15 protein-coding genes are annotated in these 20,714 nt (G+C 35.7%); 12 read left to right on the forward strand and 3 right to left on the reverse strand.

The annotated features are described in order from the left end of the window. Window positions 1-5 precede the first annotated feature (5 nt). The 3 genes from HNS38_RS13465 to miaB all read right to left on the reverse strand — a co-directional run bounded on the left by HNS38_RS13465 (window position 6) and on the right by miaB (window position 4,889). Window positions 6-2,066: a BatA domain-containing protein gene (locus HNS38_RS13465; RefSeq protein ID WP_172276551.1), complete on the reverse strand. Its 2,061-nt coding sequence runs from the start codon at window positions 2,064-2,066 to the stop codon at window positions 6-8. Between the two features lie 213 nt (window positions 2,067-2,279). After that, window positions 2,280-3,392 (reverse strand): glycosyltransferase family 87 protein, encoded by a 1,113-nt coding sequence (locus HNS38_RS13470; RefSeq protein WP_172276558.1) that lies wholly within the window; start codon window positions 3,390-3,392, stop codon window positions 2,280-2,282. 156 nt (window positions 3,393-3,548) lie between these two features. Then, window positions 3,549-4,889, reverse strand: coding sequence for a tRNA (N6-isopentenyl adenosine(37)-C2)-methylthiotransferase MiaB (gene miaB, locus HNS38_RS13475; RefSeq protein ID WP_172276564.1), 1,341 nt, complete (start codon window positions 4,887-4,889; stop codon window positions 3,549-3,551). Between the two features lie 355 nt (window positions 4,890-5,244). On the opposite strand from miaB, the gene topA reads away from it, so the two are divergent. The 12 genes from topA (at window position 5,245) to HNS38_RS13530 (ending at window position 20,188) form a co-directional block, all read left to right on the forward strand. Next, on the forward strand, window positions 5,245-7,590 hold the full coding sequence (gene topA / locus HNS38_RS13480) for a type I DNA topoisomerase (protein WP_172276570.1): 2,346 nt from the start codon (window positions 5,245-5,247) through the stop codon (window positions 7,588-7,590). Between the two features lie 95 nt (window positions 7,591-7,685). Further along, window positions 7,686-8,576 (forward strand): glycosyltransferase family 2 protein, encoded by an 891-nt coding sequence (locus tag HNS38_RS13485; RefSeq protein ID WP_172346600.1) that lies wholly within the window; start codon window positions 7,686-7,688, stop codon window positions 8,574-8,576. A 430-nt stretch (window positions 8,577-9,006) separates the two neighbouring features. Beyond that, complete coding sequence (locus HNS38_RS13490; RefSeq protein ID WP_172276580.1) at window positions 9,007-9,513, forward strand: YkgJ family cysteine cluster protein; 507 nt, start codon at window positions 9,007-9,009, stop codon at window positions 9,511-9,513. A gap of 350 nt (window positions 9,514-9,863) precedes the next feature. Beyond that, window positions 9,864-10,310, forward strand: coding sequence for a DnaJ domain-containing protein (locus HNS38_RS13495; protein WP_172276585.1), 447 nt, complete (start codon window positions 9,864-9,866; stop codon window positions 10,308-10,310). Window positions 10,311-10,531: 221 nt separating this feature from the next. Beyond that, window positions 10,532-11,113 (forward strand): TetR/AcrR family transcriptional regulator, encoded by a 582-nt coding sequence (locus HNS38_RS13500; RefSeq protein WP_172276591.1) that lies wholly within the window; start codon window positions 10,532-10,534, stop codon window positions 11,111-11,113. Window positions 11,114-12,115: 1,002 nt separating this feature from the next. Next, complete coding sequence (locus tag HNS38_RS13505) at window positions 12,116-13,552, forward strand: DUF1254 domain-containing protein (RefSeq protein ID WP_172346601.1); 1,437 nt, start codon at window positions 12,116-12,118, stop codon at window positions 13,550-13,552. 288 nt (window positions 13,553-13,840) lie between these two features. Then, a complete protein-coding gene (locus tag HNS38_RS20235) occupies window positions 13,841-14,278 on the forward strand; it encodes a DUF1254 domain-containing protein (RefSeq protein WP_216663724.1) in 438 nt (145 codons plus the stop codon). A gap of 126 nt (window positions 14,279-14,404) precedes the next feature. Beyond that, window positions 14,405-14,839 (forward strand): DUF1214 domain-containing protein, encoded by a 435-nt coding sequence (locus tag HNS38_RS20240; protein WP_216663725.1) that lies wholly within the window; start codon window positions 14,405-14,407, stop codon window positions 14,837-14,839. Between the two features lie 210 nt (window positions 14,840-15,049). Next, entirely contained in the window at window positions 15,050-15,202 is a 153-nt protein-coding gene (locus HNS38_RS13515; protein WP_172276602.1) for a hypothetical protein, read from the forward strand. Between the two features lie 197 nt (window positions 15,203-15,399). Continuing rightward, window positions 15,400-16,254, forward strand: coding sequence for a neuromedin U (locus tag HNS38_RS13520; protein ID WP_172346602.1), 855 nt, complete (start codon window positions 15,400-15,402; stop codon window positions 16,252-16,254). 352 nt (window positions 16,255-16,606) lie between these two features. Then, window positions 16,607-17,404: a hypothetical protein gene (locus HNS38_RS13525; RefSeq protein ID WP_216663726.1), complete on the forward strand. Its 798-nt coding sequence runs from the start codon at window positions 16,607-16,609 to the stop codon at window positions 17,402-17,404. Between the two features lie 123 nt (window positions 17,405-17,527). Further along, complete coding sequence (locus HNS38_RS13530; RefSeq protein WP_172346604.1) at window positions 17,528-20,188, forward strand: DUF4062 domain-containing protein; 2,661 nt, start codon at window positions 17,528-17,530, stop codon at window positions 20,186-20,188. The last annotated feature ends 526 nt before the right edge of the window (window positions 20,189-20,714 follow it).

Genomic DNA, 20,714 nt, shown 5'->3' on the forward strand with positions numbered 1-20,714 from the left:
AAAATCTATTTCCAAAATCGTAATATCATAGTTTCCACAAAAATAAATATAATTGCGAAAAATAGAAACCATTTCCAAAGACTAAATCCCTGATCCATCTGAATCAATTGAGCAGTGATTTGTTTGGCTGAAGATTTTATCATCTGAAAATTGGGCCAATTGTTCTGGGCTATCTTATTGGAGAGCTCTTCTGGTGACCATATTCTAAAATCCGATTCTTTTCTATTATAGTTTACAGCAATTTCTTCGGTTGTGTTTTCCTGATACTGCACTTGAAAAATCCCATCATTGGGCCATTGCACATGAAGCAAAGTATATTCTTGGTAGCTTTTATGCTTCATCTCTGGAATCCACATTTGCTCGCCCTGTTTCAAATATACAACCGCATCTTGAGCTCTATCGTCATGGTTTATCTTTACCTCAACAGGAATTCCAGAGCCCAAAACCTCGTACATGGGTTTCTGATCTTTAGATTGCATCACCATTTGATATACTACAGGCACAAATAAAGCATGTTGTGGCAGCTGACTATACGAAGCCTGCAATGGGAAAGCCAATTGATATACTTTTCCTTTTCCCATTTCCGATTCACTAAGCAAAGTCTTACCACTTCTGGTTTGTAATAAGCTCAAGGTGGAGCTAGCTGACTGCAGATTAATGGGCCAATATTGATAAATCATGGGTAAATCTATCTTCTGATTTTTATCGCTTTGCGCCCATTCCTTTTGGAATACCCTTTCGAAGAAGGATAGCTCTTTATTGATTTCATTTAAACGTACTGAAGCACTATCCATTGATTGATAGCTGGGCAAATTGTTTATTCTTAACCAAGAATGATACTGATTTTTTTCTGAAGGAATAAATAAAACTTGAGTTCCAGATCTCACGTCGTCGGCAAGCTCTTTAGCCAAGCCACTTCCCATTTCTCCAATGCCATTTACTATGATTAAATCTTGCTGAGCGAGTAGATTATAATCAACAGAATTAGCGGTGAAATTAGTTAATTGGATGAGGGTATCCTCCTGAAAAAGCTGATTGAGATAGGCATTGGATTTTTCATTGGAAATCACTGCCACTTGAAATAAATCACGAACCTGAAAGCCAAAGAATAATCTATCATCATAAGTAATTGGATAATCTTCTATTGCTATTCTTCCTGTAAAATGGCCTTGTTCCTCGTTGGTGAAAGACAAATCAAAGACTCGACTTTCTCCTGCTTCTAAATCCACTGTTAAAACAGCCTTTTGCTGCGATTGAATAAATAATTTAAGCGGAATGCTATTCTGGTCCTCCTCTCCATTATTACTTAATAGAACATGTAAAACCGATACGGTTTGAGGAAGCTGAACAGGATGCTCGAACCAAACACTATCAACAGAAAGGTTATTAACGGGATTGTTTTGAAGCGGTAATAGTCGGACGAGCAGATTGGAATCTACCACCATGTTTTTATTGAAACTAGCATTTTTCTGGAAATCGGAAAGAAGATAGAAATAGGCTTTATTGGAAAGCAATTCATCTTGATTTCGAAGCATCTGCTCTCTTTGAAAAACCTCCTCTATATCTTGTTGCATATAAACCGGCTCCACTTCCATAATATGTTGAGCCATTTCCATTTTATTAAACCAACGGTGATGACGCGCATCCATTTCATTAGTGATCAAATGGAATTTATCGCTGTTCTCATAAGACTCTAAGATATTCAAAGCCATGTTTTGAGCTTCGTTGAGCAAACTTCCATTTTCCCCCATATGAGTCATACTAAAGGAATTGTCCAAATACAAACTCACCATCTGATGCTCTTGCTTCTCAATAGCTGCATTTTCTTTTGGAATAAAAGGACGTGCAAAGGCCAAAACCACAAAAACAATAGCTAACAACCTCATTAACAACACCATAAGATGTTTCAGCTGAGATTGTTTCTTGGTTTTTTTGTGGATACTTTTTAAAAGTGCCACATTACTAAAGTAAACTTTCTGATACTTTCGGAAATTAAAAAGGTGGACTAATATGGGAATAGCCACTGCAAATAATCCGTATAAAATATTTGGGTATAAAAACTCCATGTTTAAGTATCAAAATTTATGGAAAAGCACAAAAATAAGGCATTTCATTTAATTGAGAAATAAGGCTTTCGAAAAGATTTAAACACTTTTATCCGCGACACATTCCCATAATTATCACTGAAAAAACTAAGCTTTTTAAAACTAAGCTAACATTTATTATAGAAAGCTGTTTTATAGAATATTACAATAGATATAAAACCCAATAACAGCTTATCATTTCTCAATAGCCAGTAAATCTCCAGCCACATCTTCTCTTAACATTAACATATCGTATACTATTTTAAACCAAATAGCAATGCAAGGCCAAGCCTTAACGGAGTAGGGAACAATAAATTCACGACGAACAATGGGTGGAAAAGCATCTGTAAGTGCCAAAGAGGTGAGAATAATAGATGAAGCAAAAAGCGCAATATTCCATTTATTCTTAGGACTAGCCACAAACCAAATAGCAATTCCTGCCATGGCAATCACAAAAGTAGGCGATTCAGCTCTATGATTAAAAATAACCACCCATATCAATATGGAAGCTAGAGTAAGTAATCGGAATCTATAGAATTGATATTTCTTACAAAAGAGCATGGGAATTAGAAACACCACCACTCCTAAGACCTGAATAAACAAGTTATTGATAGGAACTGAAGAAATGAGCTTTAGCACGCTTAAAAACGAGAAATTGAGATAGGTTATTTTCTCTGCTCCTAAAAGATTCATCCAGCTTTCTACCAAAAATTGATATTTCTCCAAATTGATAAATGCCAAAGGCAGAATCAACCAAACCGCAAACCAGAAGAAGGAATATAATACCACTTTCCATTTCTTGGGATAAAGCAAAAAGATGGCAAAACCCACTAATCCAAACACCTTAATAAAGACAGAACTCACCATGAAAAAACTGGCCCAAAATTCTTTTCCTTTCTCCATTTTTCCGAAACTCAGAATCATCAAGGCCGCTAATAACGCGTTGGATTGCGCATTGAGCAAGGCAGTGATTAATTCAAGCAAGACTATCATCACCATCAGGCCTTTTGAGAAATTAGAAATCCGCGGTAAATAATAGAAGGAATAGACCAATAATAGCGCATTTAACAAACTCCAGAGCATCAACCCTATCCAATCGGGAAAATGGCTAAAAACCCCAAAAAAAACCGCAAAACTTGGAGAGTATTTAAAAAAATCAAAGTGTTCTGTAGGATGAATGACATAGAGATTTTTACCCTGGAAAAGATGATGATGAGAGTATTTAAATATCTCATAATTATTATAGTGAGAATATAGATTTTCATCTACACCAAAAGTCTTTTCACCTCTAAATAATAATGTAGACATCACTAGTATGGTTAGCATACTAATAAAGATGAAAATCGCTTTTCTATTGGATAAAAACCTTTGTAAATAAAGACGCACCATAATATTCAACAATTATGGTGCGAAATTATATATTTTAATCCTATTTATCTATTGGTATTTAAGAAGCTTCATTAACTAATCAACCACTTCACCAATAAGGGTAGCAGCAGTACAATCTAATACTTTCACCATGGCATAATCACCTGGTTTATAATCCTTTCTTGGAAATACTATCATCTTGTTCTGGCTATTTCTACCGGCTAACTGCTCGTCTGACTTCTTAGAAACTTTTTCTACTAAAACTTCGAAGGTTTTCCCAATATCTTGCTTATTAAGCATCAATGCTGATTTCTGCTGCTGCTCTATAATTTCTTGTAATCTTCTGCTTTTAACCTCCTCCGGAACATCATCATCAAATTTCTTTGCTGCAATGGTATCTGGACGCTCAGAATATTTAAACATAAAGGCATAATCGTAAGCGACCCATTCCATCAAACTCAAGGTTTCTTGATGATCCTCCTCTGTCTCGCTACAGAATCCTGCAATAATATCAGTTGACAATCCCACATCTGGAATATGTTTTTTAATGGTTTCAATGCGCTCCATATACCATTCTCGGGTATATTTTCTATGCATTTTTTTCAGTACTGCAGAACTCCCCGACTGAACTGGAAGGTGGATATAATTACAGATATTATGGTGTGCTGCAATAGTTTTAATTAAATCATCTGAAATATCTTTTGGGTGAGAAGTGGCAAATCGCACACGTAATAGTGGAGACACTTCTGATACCATTCTCAATAAATCGTGAAAACCCACCTTATCTTCTTCAGAATCCCATTTATAAGAATTCACATTTTGGCCTAATAAAGTCACCTCCTTATATCCTTTTGCAAATAATTCTTTTGCTTCTTTAATAATGGTGTGAGGGTCACGGCTACGTTCCTTCCCTCTGGTAAAAGGAACCACGCAATAGGTACACCAGTTTTGACAACCACGCATGATGCTAATAAAGGCAGAGATCCCATTATCACCATAACGAACAGGTTCTATTTCGGAATAGGTTTCTTCTTCGCTCAATAAAACATTAATGGCTTTTCGACCAGAATCCACGGTTTTAATCAAACCTGGTAATTCACGATAAGCATCAGGCCCCACAATCAAATCAACAAATTCTTGTTCTTCTATGAGTTTTTCCTTTAAACGCTCGGCCATACAACCCAAAATACCAACAGTGAGATTGGGATTACGCTTTTTCATCTTTTTAATTTCATGTAAACGCTTTCTTACTCTTTGCTCGGCATTATCACGAATAGAACAGGTATTGATAAAAATCACATCGGCATCTTCTGGACTATCGTTTTGTTCGTAGCCAATTCCTTTCATAATGGAACCCACAATTTCGCTGTCCGATACATTCATCTGGCAACCATAGGTTTCTATATATAGTTTTTTATTAATGGGTTTTAAGTCCATAAAGCTTTGTTTTTTAGTTATTTAAACAATTTTATTTCAATTCTAAAATGGATTACAAACCAGTGCATTGTCTACTTTAATCATCCGTATTTTATAGAACCTGAAAGAATTAACGATTGGGATAAACAAACATTTTTTTGTTAAATATTTCTAAATATATGAATATTAGATAGTTATACCATCCCAATGGGGCGCAAAAGTACATATTTTTTCTTTCAAAAGAAGAATAGATTTGGATAAATAAAATATTTATGTGTTACTTTGCGCGAAATTTCGAAGAAATAAAACCGTAAATAGCATTCATTCGCTGGTATTTTTCGTAAAACAGAACATCTAAAAAGGAGCAGTACAATATATGGCAAAGAATTTAGTAATTGTTGAGTCACCCGCCAAAGCCAAAACTATAGAGAAATTTTTAGGCAAAGATTTCATGGTAAAATCAAGTTTTGGTCATGTGATGGATCTGGCAAAGAAGGATTTTGGCGTAGATATTAAGAATGGGTTTATACCCAATTACGAAGTATCTGCAGATAAGAAGAAATTAGTCGCCGAATTAAAGAAAGATGCAAAGGCAGCCGATATGGTATGGCTTGCATCGGATGAGGATCGCGAAGGAGAAGCCATTGCTTGGCATCTATTCAATGCTCTTAATCTCAAAACAGAAAAAACACGCCGCATCGTTTTTCATGAGATTACAAAACCTGCAATATTAAATGCCATCGAAAATCCGAGAGATATCGATGTACACTTAGTAAATGCCCAGCAAGCACGCCGTGTTTTAGACCGCTTGGTTGGATACGAAATATCTCCTGTATTATGGAGAAAAGTAAAACCCTCTCTTTCTGCTGGTCGTGTACAGTCTGTTGCTGTTCGTCTCATCGTAGAAAAAGAAGAAGAAATTAAAGCATTCATACCTGTATCTGCCTACAGGGTAATCGCCAAATTCTTAATTGATGGTGTTGGAACCGTATTAGAAGCTGAACTTCCAAAAAGATTTGCAACCAAAGAAGAAGCTAGGGCATTTTTAGAAACTTGCATGGCCTCTACTTATAAGGTTGATGCAGTTGAGAAAAAGCCTGGAAAAAGATCACCAGCCCCTCCTTTTACTACTTCCACACTACAGCAAGAAGCCAGTAGAAAAATGGGATATGGTGTGAGCAAGACTATGGTAGTTGCTCAGCAGTTATATGAAGCAGGGTATATCACTTATATGAGAACTGACTCTGTGAACCTGAGCAAACTAGCGATTGCCAAAGCAAAAGAGGTGATCACCGAAAACTACGGTGTTGAATATAGCAAAACTAGAGTTTTCGCCACTAAAACCAAAGGTGCTCAAGAGGCTCACGAAGCCATAAGACCTACCTATTTAGAGAACAAAACCATAAAAGGAGATAGTAGTCAGCAAAAGCTATACGAACTCATTTGGAAGCGTACTATTGCTTCTCAAATGGCAGAGGCAAAACTTGAAAAGACTACTATTAATATAGAGATTTCTAAGTCACCCGAGAAAATGAGAGCTCAAGGTGAAGTGATCACTTTCGAAGGTTTCTTGAAAGTATATATGGAATCGAAAGATGACGATAACGACAGCAGCGAAACAAAAGGAATGCTTCCTCCATTGAAAGATGGACAGCCTTTGGATTTGGATTGCATGATGGCCACTGAAAAATACACCAAACATGCTCCACGATATTCTGAAGCCAGCTTAGTAAAGAAACTAGAGGAACAGGGTATTGGTCGTCCATCAACTTACGCCCCAACCATTAGCACGGTTCAAAAAAGAGGATACGTTATTAAAGAAGACAGAGATGGATTAAGTCGAAATATTAATGAGCTTCGCCTAAGTGGCAATGAAATCACTGAAGCTATTCACGCTGAAGTATATAACGCTGTCAAAAACAAACTATTACCAACAGACATTGGTACTTTAGTTAATAAATTCCTCTCTGAACATTTCAAGGACATTCTTGATTATCAGTTTACTGCCAAGGTAGAGAAAGAATTTGATTCTATTGCCGAAGGTAAGACCCAGTGGAATAAAATGATTAGCGATTTCTACCAGCCATTCAAAACTCAGGTAGACCACACCATTGAAAATGCGGAGCGCGAAAAAGGAGAGAGACTTTTAGGGATTGATCCTAAGTCTGAAAAGAATGTTTATGCTCGCATTGGTAGATTTGGCCCTATGGTTCAGATTGGCGAAGCTGAGGATGAAGAAAAACCACGCTTTGCAAGTTTGAAAAAAGGACAAAGCATTACAGAAATCAATTTAGAGGAGGCTTTAGAACTGTTCAAATTCCCTATAAAAGTGGGAGAAATTGATGGTAAAGTAGTGAATGTAGCCATCGGACGTTTTGGTCCTTATGTGAGTCATAATAAAGTATTTGCCTCTATCCCTAAAGGTGAAGATCCTGCTGATGTTGATTTTGACAGAGCGGTAGAACTACTTGAAGAAAAGAAACAAAAAGATATAGAGAAATTCATTAAAGGATTTGATGAAGAGCCAGAATTAACCATTCTAAAAGGACGTTGGGGCCCTTATATTAAATTCAAAAAAGGCAACTATAAAATTGCTAAACCAACAGGTATTAAAGACAAAGATAAACTTGCTGAAGCCTATTTGGAAAAAGCAAAAGCCATTACTTTGGAAGAATGCCAGAAGTTGATCAAAGAACAAGACAAGACCAAGAAGAAGAGATAATCAATCTTTGGTCATGCTAAAAAACGTCAAAAACAGCGAAAGCTCAGTCTTTGACGTTTTTTTTATATTTGCAAACCTATAATTGAATAAAAGATATGCTCCAAAAAATCAGCAGATTTAGTCGTGACATCAGTTTTAAACCCGCTTTTTCACTTATTATTCCATCGTGGAATAACTTGCCTTACCTAAAGCTTTGTGTAAAAAGCATACGTAGAAATAGCGATTTGAAACATCAGATTATTATCATCCTCAACGAAGCCAATGACGGAAGTTTGGAATGGGTGAAAGAACAATCTGATTTGGACTATGTTTATGCTCAGGAGAATATTGGAATTTGTTATGGCCTCAATAGTACTCGTCAACTCCTTAAATCGGAATATATTCTTTATGCCAACGACGATATGTACCTCCTTCCCCATTGGGATCAATATTTAATGGAGGAGGTTAAAAATATAGGACATGCTGAATTTATGCTATCCTCCACTATGATAGAACCTTTCGAGACTAGAAACAAATCGGTGATTGTAGCACCCTTTGGGGAGCGTTTGGAAGATTTTCGAGAGGAAGAGCTCCTTGCCAATTTCGAAGCCCTAGAGAAAACCGACTGGAAAGGCAGCACATGGCCTCCAAACCTCATGCATCGCGACATGTGGGATTTGGTTGGCGGCATGAGCCCCGAGTTTCATCCGGGCATGTATTCTGATCCCGATTTAAGCAAGAAATTCTGGGATGCAGGTGTAAGAGAGTTTAAAGGAGTGGCCAAAAGCCGTGTTTATCATTTTGGCAGCAAATCCACAGGCAGAGTTAAGAAAAACAAAGGCGCCCATACTTTCCTTATGAAATGGGGAATGACCTCGGGTAGCTTCACCAAGTACTTTCTAGAGCGTGGAGAAGATTATACAGGAAAGACTGCTACTCCGGGTATGAGCTCCTCAAAGAAGTTTTTGAATAAGCTGAAGGGATTGAAGAGTCTGATGGGAAGTTAAGAGGTGACTGTTTGCTTTTAGCTTTTTGCCATTGGACTTTGGCTGGCTTTGTAATTGATTTCACAGCATTGATAAGCAAAAACTCGAAGAGTTGTGCTACTAGTATTTTGGAATATTTGACCTAACTTAACTCTCCAGAATTGCCGTTTCAAAGCCCTCCTCTAAAGGATATTCTTTAAATGAAAATACGATTTAAAAGAATAGGGCAATTATTCAATCCAAACAATTCATCGACAAACTACACACTCAATAAACTCCACTTTAACATTCGTGAAATAGAACCATTTTACATTTAAAGAATCATTCGTGCATTCGTGGCCAATAAAATCAGTCTAGAAATTAAACACAGCACACTATCTTGTTTATCCCTACATTCGCCGAATATAAATGAGGAAATCATTCTTGTTTGTCAATTTTAAATTTAACATACATGAATGAGTCTTTAAATATATGCTTGCCTTGTGGAATCTGTTGCAACGGAACCATGATTGGCTTTGTTCAGCTCGAGGCAGAAGAGCTTTCTGTAATGAGAGGATTAATGGATATCACAGAAACCAATGGTGAAGGTTTTTTTCTCGAACCCTGCAAGAAGCTCAGTGCTGATGGCTGCACCATCTATTCCCAAAGACCAAAACATTGTGATAATTTCAATTGCAAGCTTCTGAAATCACTCCAACAAAAGGAAATAGATTTTGATTCAGCCATAGAAGTCATCAATGTGGTGAAACAAAAAAGGCTCAGCATAGAAAAGCAGTTAACTGGTCTAGATTTTGAATTACAATACCCTTCTTTTCACTTCAAGATACTTGAATTAAAGAAATTGATGAGGAAAAACAAGTCAGAATCCTCCTTCAGACAAAAACACCCCCAATTAATATCCGAAATTGAGGAACTCGATAAATTACTGTCCGAATACTTTGGAGTCTCCTTATTCTAAAAGCATTTCTGGACAAAATATTCTTTATATTTCAAATCAATAGCATTCTAATCATTATTAAAGATTCCTCGTTAGGCATCGGAACGACGGCTTTTTTTTAGAAAAACCGAAGGCATAATGGATAGTATTGATTTCAATCAAGCAACATGCCTACACTCCCATTTAACCTACCTGAGCAATCCATGTTAATCAGCGCAAATCTGCGGACAAAACAAAAGATTTCGACTGCCTAAAAAACCACAAAAAAGAATTTTAAAAGTAATTCATAAATTATATACTTTTGCACCCTTTTTGAAATGATATTAATCCAAAGCCCAAAAGCATTGCTGGGCATTTTAGTGAAGTGAGATATGAAGAGAGTGAATGAGTATAAGAAATTATTTAAAGTTGAAGGCAAATTAGACTTAAAGACCTTGAAAACAACTTATAGAAACCTGGTTAAAGAATGGCATCCTGACAAATTCCGATCTGATGATGAGAAGGCAGCAGAGGCCGAGGAAAAAAGCCGTCAGATTATTGATGCTTACCACTTTTTAGTGAGTATTGCACCAGAAACCCACGAGCTTAATAAAGCAGAGTACGAAGAAACCATCTCAAAAGGTGGCATTACAGATATTCATCATAAAGGCTTATTGCTTGAGATTTCGTTTGTAGACGGCACTACTTTCGAATGTTTTGGAGTACCAAGAAGCGTCTATATCAAATTGGTGAATTCAGATAAACAAGTACGTTTTGCCAAAAGAAACATTTTCGGTCCCTTTTTATACCGCAAATCGAAAAGAGCTTTAGCAGCTTAATTCTACCAAATATTTATCATAAGAATGGCGAAGATATTTAGAGGTCTTCATCATTTTTGTGTTAGTACTCCCCATCATTATACACAGCCAAATAAATAAAAAACAATTTAACGATATGTTATCAAAAACTATTCGTTAAATTTGGACTTTTATTGGAAGACTTCCATTTGATAGGAACTAATAATCAAACAGTCTTAAGCTTAATCAAAAAGAAAGCATATATGCCAGGTTCAGATAATACCAAGAAGTTATGGATTGAGAAAGGATATGAGCATTTTGCGCTTTTTGGACCAGAAAACCTAAGCATCAACAAAATAAGCAAAGAGATAGAATCCTCACGCGCTTGCTTTTACCATTACTTTGGAGATATTGACATCTTTATGGAAGAACTCCTAAATCTACACATACAAATCACCCAAGAATTCGACCTTATTGGTAAAAGAGAATGCAAAAAACTCCTCCCCGATTTATATCTATTATTAGAAAAACACCCCATTCCCCTTAAATTCTGTAGGCAATTATTCATCAATAGAAGCAATTCGCTTTATAATACTTCTTTCAATAAAGCATATAGGGACTCCTCTAATACATTTGCACTTCAGCTATTTACTCAACAATATGGACTAAAGAATAATGCAGAGACATTTAACCTCTGGGCTACTGTAGGCGACTCTTGGTATTCCAGATTAGACATCAATGATTTATCAGCAAAAAAAATGCAAGAAATTGCTGAAGAAGTTTTAAATTCTGTTTTCAAATTTGTTTCTTCTGAATTATATTCCTCTTCACAAGCAAGCACTTAAAGAATTCACTCATTAAATAGTCCCCACTCTGTCACTCTCCCATTAACCCATTCCCCCATTCTCTCATACCCTCCTCCACCCTGTCACACAGGCCCCAAGTCTCACTTTCTTCATCTCGATATAAAAAACAATTCTCTCAGTATCACACAGCTTGGAACTTTAAACCTTAAACTTTGAATTTAAAAAACTCCCAGTCTTCTCCTCTCTTCTCAATATTTTACAATTCCCCAAGTTTCCTACAAAACATATTTCCACGCAAAGAAAACGCAAAGAAAAATCGCTAAGCTCGCAAAAGAGGATGGAACTCGGATAACACTGATTTGACGGATTTCCGCTGATTACATTTTATAATAAGACAGGATTGCGTGTATTAGTATGTTCGCCAGCTCTCCAGCTCTCCTCCTCAATCTTTTACCATTCCTTACCATCCTTTACTATTCCTTACCATCCTTTACCATCTTTTACCATCCCTTCCAAGTCCCACCAAGTCTCACTTTCGCCAGTTCGCCAGTTCGCCCCATCCCCAGCTCGTTCTTCCTTCATGTCAATTTAAAAACAAATCTCTCAGTATCACACAACTTTGAACTTTAAACCTTAAACTTTGAATTTAAAAAACTCCCAGTCTCCTCCTCTCTTCTCAATATTTTACAATTCCCCAAGTTTCCTACAAAACGTTTTTCCACGCAAAGAAAACGCAAAGAAAAATCGCTAAGCTCGCAAAAGAGGATGGAACTCGGATAACACTGATTTGACGGATTTCCGCTGATTATATTTTATAATAAGACAGGATTGCGTGTATTAGTATGTTCGCCAGCTCCCCAGCTCGTTCTTTCTTCATCTCGATATAAAAAACGATTCTCTCAGTATCACACAACTTTGAACCTTGAGCCTAGAACCTTGAAAAACCCCAAATCTCCACGTCCCCCATCCGCCCCCTATACAAGCCTGTCTAACTTCTGATTACTCAATAGTGTAAATTTGCCGCAAACCAAAAAAAGCATCATGAAATTTAAAAAGACTATTCTCAATTTTACCATCTTCCTATTCATTTTTAGCATACTATTTAGCTCATGTGAAAAGAAGATGACACCAGGTGAAGCAAAAGAAATCGCCAAGGAAGCCTATGTTTATGGTTTTCCAATGGTAGTTAACTACAAAACAATGTACAATTACACATTGAATGAAAAGTCACCTGAGTATAAAGCTGCATTCAACGAAAAAAGTTGTGAGGCACGCGTTTTTACTCCCGAAGACAAGGCTATTGTCACTCCAAACTCTGATACTCCATATTGTATGTTTTGGCTTGATATAAGAAGTGAGCCCATCGTATTATCGGTTCCTGAAATGGAAGATGACCGCTATTATAGTTTTCAATTAATTGATTTATACACCCATAATTTTGCCTATTTAGGCACCTTGTCAACGGGTAATAAAGCAGGAAAATACATAGTTGCCAAAGAGGGCTGGAAAGGCGAGAAGCCCAATGGAATTACAGATATACTTTATAGTGAAACAGATTTGTTTTTTGTAGTGGTACGTACACAATTAATAGATGCTAACGATCTTCCAAATGTAAAAGCCATTCAAGAAAAATACCAAATTCAAGAATTAAGTAGCTTTTTGGGTGAAGAGCCTGTGAAAGCAGCAAAAATAGACAATAGCTTAGCATGGAATGATGGCGATGAATTTACTGTTGCATCTCTCAACTATATGAATTTTATGCTAAATCTAACAAAACCAGTTGCATCTGAAGTTGAGTTGAGAAATAAATTTGCAAAACTTGGACTTGGTACCGAAAAAGGTTTTGATATCAATAGTTTTGATGAAGAAACTCAAAAAGCCATTAAAGAAGGGATGCAAACAGGCCTTAAAAAAATGACTGATTTTGCTACTGAAGTAACAACAACAGATCCTATGGCAAGCACTAAAATTTTTGGAACACGCGATTTCCTCACAAAAAGTGCCAAGGGAAATTACAACTTAGATAACTTTTATGTACTGCGTGCTATCGCTGCCCAACATGGTCTTTATGGGAATTCTGCTCAAGAAGCAATTTACCCTACCTATTTAATGGAAGCGGCAGGTGTTCCCTATGACGCGGCTAAATTTAATTATACCCTTACTTTCAAAAAAGATGAATTACCACCAGTAAACGCTTTTTGGTCATTTAGTATATACGATGGTATCACCCAATTATTTATTCATAATGAATTAGATAGGTATTTGTTGAACTCAAACATGTTGGAAGACTTTGTTTATAATGAGGATGGTTCGTTGACATTTTACATGCAAAAAGATGCTCCAGAGGATGCACTGAAAGCGAATTGGCTACCTGCTCCTAATGGACCTTTCTACTGTACCATGAGGCTGTATGGACCCAAAGAAGAAGCTGTAAACGGAGAGTGGATAAATCCTCCATTGCTAAAATTAGTTAAATAGAAGTGTTCAGTTACAACTGATATTTAATCTATTTATAATATTCTGTGCATTAGTTTCTTTGTTTTCCCCAAGCCTAAAGTATACTGGGCAAAAGCAGTAAGACAAGGAAGCAAAAAAACATAATACTCAGCAAATTTATCTTGGTAATCCTTCAATCTCATTGATTATCAATATCTTAATAATAGTACACGTAAATAGTTGAATAGCTTATAAATTAAAAATAAAGTCAAATAATAAAGGAGAAAAATGATGATGATCAATAAAAATAAAAACAATCGCATGGCAGCTTTGCTAGTTAGCCTGTTCTTTATTCTTAACCTATCAGCGCAGACAGATGAAGCTGTTATTGTAAACGTAGACAATTTTGCGCGTGCCGAAACAGCTTTTCAATTCGATCGCGTGCTCACATTGGTTGAGGGTGGCGAAGTCAATAAATTCATTCACCTACGTCAGCCCACCCCCTTAGATCAACAAAATGTTATTCGAATGAATAGAGATACCTACTACAGTGCTGCCATTGTAGATATTAGTAAGGGAGCTACTCTTACGATTCCAGAAACAGAGGGTAGATATGTGTCTGCTATGATCATCAATGAAGACCATTATAATAATAAGGTATATCATAAACCAGGCACCTATAAACTGACCATGAAAGAGTTCGGCACTTCTTTTGTGAGTGTTAACTTACGCATCTTAGTTGATAATTTAGACCCAGAGGATGTATAAAAGGTATGGGCTATTCAGGATGGAGTAAGCATAGAAGCAAAATCTGCCAGACCTTATACGCACCCGAATTACGATAAGGTAAGTTATGAAGCTACCTATAAGCCCTTGATTGAACTGAGCAGAGGTATGCCAGAAACCAGTAGGATGTTCGGAAAAGAAGAAGATCTTGATAAAGTGCGCCATTTGCTTGGTACAGCATTTGGCTGGGGTGGTTTACCCGAGTATGAGGCATTCTATCTAACCATCGAACCGAATCTTCCCGTTGAAGCCTATGAAATTACCGTAAAGGATGTTCCCGTAGACGCATTTTGGTCTATAAGTGTATACAACAGGGATGGTTATTTTCAGGAAAATGAATACGATTCCTATAGCATCAATAATATTACGGGTACTCCTAATGAGGATGGTTCTTTTACCGTCCATTTTGGCGGTGATCCCAAAAGTTCAAATTATTTGCACATTACTGAGGGTTGGAATTATACGGTACGCTTGTATCAACCTCGTAAGGAAATTATTGAAGGAGAATGGGTTTTTCCAGATGTAAAACCAGTAGAAAAATAAAATATTACACTTTATATGTGAATATCAAGGACCTGAAAAGTTGAACCCCAAGGGGGTGAATCTTCCAATAATTAAGTTGCATTAACACCAATAAATTAATTAGCAAGAATAATAACTAGGCCGTTCATACTTTCAGAGGTACTTCTTGAACAGGCCGATATAATCCTAGAGAGAGGAAAACAATTTGGCATTAGTCGAAATGTGTGTTATGTGCATTGGCATAGCGATGTGGTTTACGGAAGAATGATGGGTACTGCAACAGTGGCGGTATTGCACTACAATAGTGATTTTATAATTGATTTAGAGGCTGCCAAAGCAGAAATACGTAAACTAAATAATCCACTACCGACTGGAGGTTCATAAGCTTGTTTTAGGAATGGAATTCCTTCTAATAATTACCAAATACAATGGAAGGCAAATGACAGAAGCCCGAAGTAGATTTACTTCTAGCTTCGGAATCCTAGCTTTCAACCAAAAAATTTGCAGAAACAAAAACACTAAAGTGGAATTTTTAAAAAAGAATGAGACAAATAAATTACAAATTATTAATCCAAAACCATATGAAAAAATTACTATTATTATCGCTATCAATCATACTTGGAATTTTCTCCGTAAACGCTCAGGAATCTCTCGAGCATATAGAGCATGATAGTACGCTACAAGAGTTAGGTAACGAAAGCATGGAAGATCTATCAGCTGCTGCAGCAAACCCATTAGCTAATTTAATGAGTTTTCCATTTCAGAATAACCTGAACATGAATTATGGCGAACACAATCGTAATACAAACATATTAAACATTCAACCGGTAGTTCCTCTTTTCGGTGGTAAACTAATCACTAGGACAATATTCCCTATTGTTCGAATACCAGATTTTAGCAACGAAAGTGGAAAACTTTCTTCGGGTCTGGCTGATATTGTATTTACAGCATTTTATGTTCCGAAAAGCAAAGGAGTAATGGTGGGTTTTGGACCCGTTATTGAATTACCAACCGGTGGCAGTATTCGAGGCAGTCAAAAATGGAGTGCAGGTCCTTCTTTTGTGGCTTTGGTTACCCCAGGAGATTGGACCATCGGTGCCTTAATAAACAACGCCTGGTCATTCGCAGGTAACTCAGATAGAGATGATGTAAATCATATGATGATCAATATATTTGCTGTTCGACAATTAGGAAAAGGTTGGTATGTGAACAGCGCACCCATCATCACAGCCGACTGGACTGCTGACTCTGACAACCGATGGATTGTGCCAGTAGGTGGCGGTGGCGGAAAAATGGTCATGCTTGGAGGGAAACTCCCCTTAAACCTTCAATCACAACTATATTATAATGTAGTACGCCCCGATTTTGGTCCAGAATGGCAGTGGAGAGTACAAGCTCAATTCCTTCTTCCGATGAATATGTTTAGCAAAAAATAGCGTTTGTGGTAATAGAAAATTAAGCTGAAAGAAATAAACTATTAGGACTTGAAGTTGGAAGCCCATATTTAATGATTTTAAACACCTAAAATCCAAACAAATACCCATGGCTTAAAAGCCGTGGGTATATATTCCACCAAAGTTTTTAAGTCGGCCAGAGCATGCTATTAAAAACTTATATCCCCTGCCGACTTTCTACTCTGATTTTCATTATTAAGCTCCTCAAAATACGTCTCTCAATTTAATCTTTACTAAGAGAATCTACTAACTTTATGAGAATATTCTACTTATACGTACCTTATGTAATGATATATTTTCTAAATTTGGGGGAATTATTAACCTCAATCGATTCATGATGAAGTATTTTGAAGAAACATTTGAGTTTGAAGAAGACAAACCTTTAAACTTTGATATTGACACACCCTTAAATCAGAGCATGGGTTTTGCACAGATTACGCCAACAGAAACTCCAGGAGAAGTTCTTGGCATTAAGGTAAGAATAGGGAATGAACCTATAATAAAAGACCTCAAAAAACTCTATTTTTACGCTAACAAAGCTATTCCTGCCGATCTACAAGTTCTATTTGAAAACAAAGACATCTACCTCATCATGCATACCATTAGTGCCATCCGCCTTTCGGGTTCTGCTAAAGTAGATGAGTTACAATACCATGCAGAATTTGTAGAGAAGGGACCACAAACCATCGACCTTTTACCCAATACCTCATTTAAGGAAGTCATTAAGGTGGATTTAGGAATTAAGGGTGCCATTTCTGGAGGAGGGAATTTCTCATCTACTCTTCCTGCTGAATTATCACAATCTCTCTTGCCGCAAATCATCACTTTTGGTGCAGATATGAAAATCCAGCTTTCCTCCCATGCCAATTTCGTGGGCAAGTTTAGCTATAGCCTGAAATTCCCCATCATTCAATCTGCAGGGATAGCTTCTAATTTCTGCACTTGGGTTTTAAACCCAGATGACAAGCCGCTTTTAGGCGATCAATGCCTTATTCAAACCATAGCAGTTCCCAAAGGAACCAAAAACATTACTTATAAAACCACCGGAGTTTGTAAGGCAGATAGAGGTTTATTTTGGAAACAGCAAACTATGCAGACTGAGGAGTATTTGATTGGGCTTGGGTTGGGGTAGTGATTTTTTTTTTTGCAAAAACATTTTTGGTGATTAATGAATAACACTACTAATACAGCTGATTACATAGGAGATAGAAGACACAAACTAAACAAAGTTAATTTATATAATAACTGAGAGGACATGGAAACACTAAAAATATTCAAATGCTTTATTTCATCGCCAAGCGACTGTGAAATTGAAAGAGAGATTTGCCAAACAGTAATGGATAAAATAAATACTGGTTTAGCAAAACATCTAGGAATCAATTTTCAACCCTTTATGTGGGAATATGATGTCTTACCAGATATGGGGCAAAATGGGCAAGAAATTATTGATGAATATATTAGAAAATCAAATTACGATATTTTCCTTGGAATAATGAAAAATCGTTTTGGTCATCCAACTAAAAAGGCAGGCAGCGGTACTGAGCACGAATTTAATGATGCAATAAAGCGTAAAAAAAATTCTAAAGATTCATTGCCGAGAATTTTGTTCTTTTTTGGCAAAGAGAATGTTGATTTAAACAATCCCAAAATTGATGAGATTTTAGAACAACATAAAAAAGTAAAACAATTTAAATCAGGAATTAGCAACGATGGTATTTATATTGATTTTGAATCAGTTGATATATTTGAAAAAGCATTAGAAGAAAAACTTAACTTATTTATTTCTGAATTTTCACCTTTAAGTAGTCCAAAAGAAAAAATTAAAGAAATAGATATAGTGTTAAAGCGACTTAAAGAAGACTTAAATGAATCGCTTAAAACATATAATGAAAAAAGCCCCATTTGGATAGACCCCATTATAAGTTCGAAACGCGAAATCCCAGCTAATCCTACAAAAAATGGAGAACATAGGGTATATTTAAAATCTATTATTGAAAAACCAAATAACATCATAATTAAAGCACCTTCAGAATTTGGGCTAACTTCATTAGCCCATTATTTAAAATTGAATGCTTGGAAAGCGGGTAAAACATTTGTTTATATTGATTCTAAGAAATCTAAGAAGCATAAGATAGCAAAGGATTTTCTTAATGAAGCTCAAAATTATTATTTTAAAACCATCCAAAATATTGATTGTTTGATCCTAGATTCTGTTTGTTTTGAAGAACAAGGTATTATGCAGATGATTAAAAACATATGTGATGAGTACAAAAACATCCCATTAATCCTTCTAAATACTCTCGGTAATAATTTCTTTATTAAAACTGATGAAGATGACAAAGTTGAAATAAGAAGAGAATTCATTTCGTTATATCTGCTCCCTTTACCACAAACGGAGGTCAGAAAAGTTGTAACTACATACGCAAAATCGAAGTCATTTATTGAAGACAGTGAAACTACACTAACTAAGGTTACAAAAGATTTAGAAACTTTGAATATGCATCGTACAGTTAAAAACTGTATTTCAATTTTGAGAGCAAGTTCAAAAATGGTTGATGATTACAGCCCAATTAACAGAACAAAATTATTAGAAACAATTTTAAATGGAATTTTTCAAGATTTCGATTTACCAACTTATCATGACGAAAAGCCAGATGTAAAAGACTGTAGCTTTGTTCTAGGATTTTTATGTGAGTTGTTAGTTTTAAGAGAAGATTTTGAATTTAGTGACAAATACTTTAATGAAGAGTTAACTAAGTTCTGTAATGACAATTATATTACACTCGATTTAGATTATCTTCTAAATGCTCTGAAATCTAATTCAATCATTGGAAGTACAAGTGCATCTTCTAACTATTTTAAAAATTCTTATTGGGTATTTTATTTTATTGCTCAAAGAATGAATATGAACAAAGAATTTCGTGAAACAATTTATCACGAAAAAAAATACATCGATTATCCTGAGATAATTGAGTTTTATACAGGTATAGATAGAAATAAAGAAGATGCTCTTATTATACTAAGTAAGGACTTAAAAGAAACTTTAAATATAGTTAGAAGTAAAGTAAAAATTCCGAATGATTTGAACCCATATAAAGCGATTCAATGGAATCCTGACATTCCAACTTTGGAGAAAGAAGAAGCAAAAATTGGAGACAATGTAATTTCTTCAGGCTTTCCTGATGAAGTTAAAGACAGATACCAAGACAAGAACTATAATCAAATTAGACCTTACAATCAAGTTATAAACTCTGTAATGAGAGACTATTCTTTCTTAGTTTTAATGCGTCAAATTTCTGCTACTTCTAGGGCGTTGAGAAATAGTGACTTCGTTACAGATGCAAATCTCAAAAAAGAGTTACTAAATAAAATTATTCAAGGTTGGAATGAAATAAACAAATTATTAATTGTATTATCTCCATTACTTGCTGAAAAGGGGGATGTAGCATTTGAGGGTACGAGATTTCATCTAGATGAAGACGATTTTAATATTGAAGACCCAATTCAAAAAAAAATGGCTGTATTATCATCTGTGCCAACAAATGTTGTGAAATTTTTTAAAGATGACCTATATTCTATTAAGATTGGACCACTTTTAATAGACAAAGCCATAAATGAATCAAATAGCTTAATTAAGCATGAACTCATGATATTGCTTATTGCTGAAAGACCAAAGAAGTGGCGTGAAGTAATTGATAATTATATAGTCAGATTAGATAAAAATTCATTTTTTCTTTCAGATGCTTTATCAGTTCTAAATTTCAATATTGATTACAATACAACCGAATTAGAAGATGTACGAAAATTACAACTGTTAGCAAAAAAATGTAGGGCTAAACATATTTTAAAAAATAATAACCCTGACAATGGATTGATTAAAAGGCTCGACAGATTGGAAAAAGGTTTAAAGCATTAATTAAACTTACAAACAAACACGAAAATGACAGATATCCCACCATCGGGAATAAAGGCTATATACAATTAACAAAAACGACTGCTTGTAATAAACAGCACTCTAAGTATTCCGCAAGCTTCAGCGTGAAGTCTATTTTGAACTATATCCCGATTTAGTATGTACTTAGAAAGGAGTATACTTATTTTATTGAATGGTTTCTTTGGCAATACCCTTCGTTTCTTGCGATATTCTTGATAAGAACCAACATTAGGCTATCATAAAACACCTTATTCTCGGTCAAAATATTGGCGTTGCATCCGGGTAAAAAAAAGGCTACCAATACATCCCTCTTCCGAAAAACTATAAATTCAATATTGAATTCAAAATAAATACCTATCTTTGTATCCAAGTAGATACAATACTTATGTTCTTTATTGAAAAAACAGCAGAGTTTGACAAGTGGCTGAGGAAGCTAAAAGACCTAAAAGCCAAAGTGGATATACCGGCGTTATTGTGCCAGTCATACCGACGTTATTGTGCCAGTGTG

Origin of the sequence: Lentimicrobium sp. L6 (assembly GCF_013166655.1) — a bacterium.
In the GTDB taxonomy this organism is placed as follows: domain Bacteria; phylum Bacteroidota; class Bacteroidia; order Bacteroidales; family UBA12170; genus UBA12170.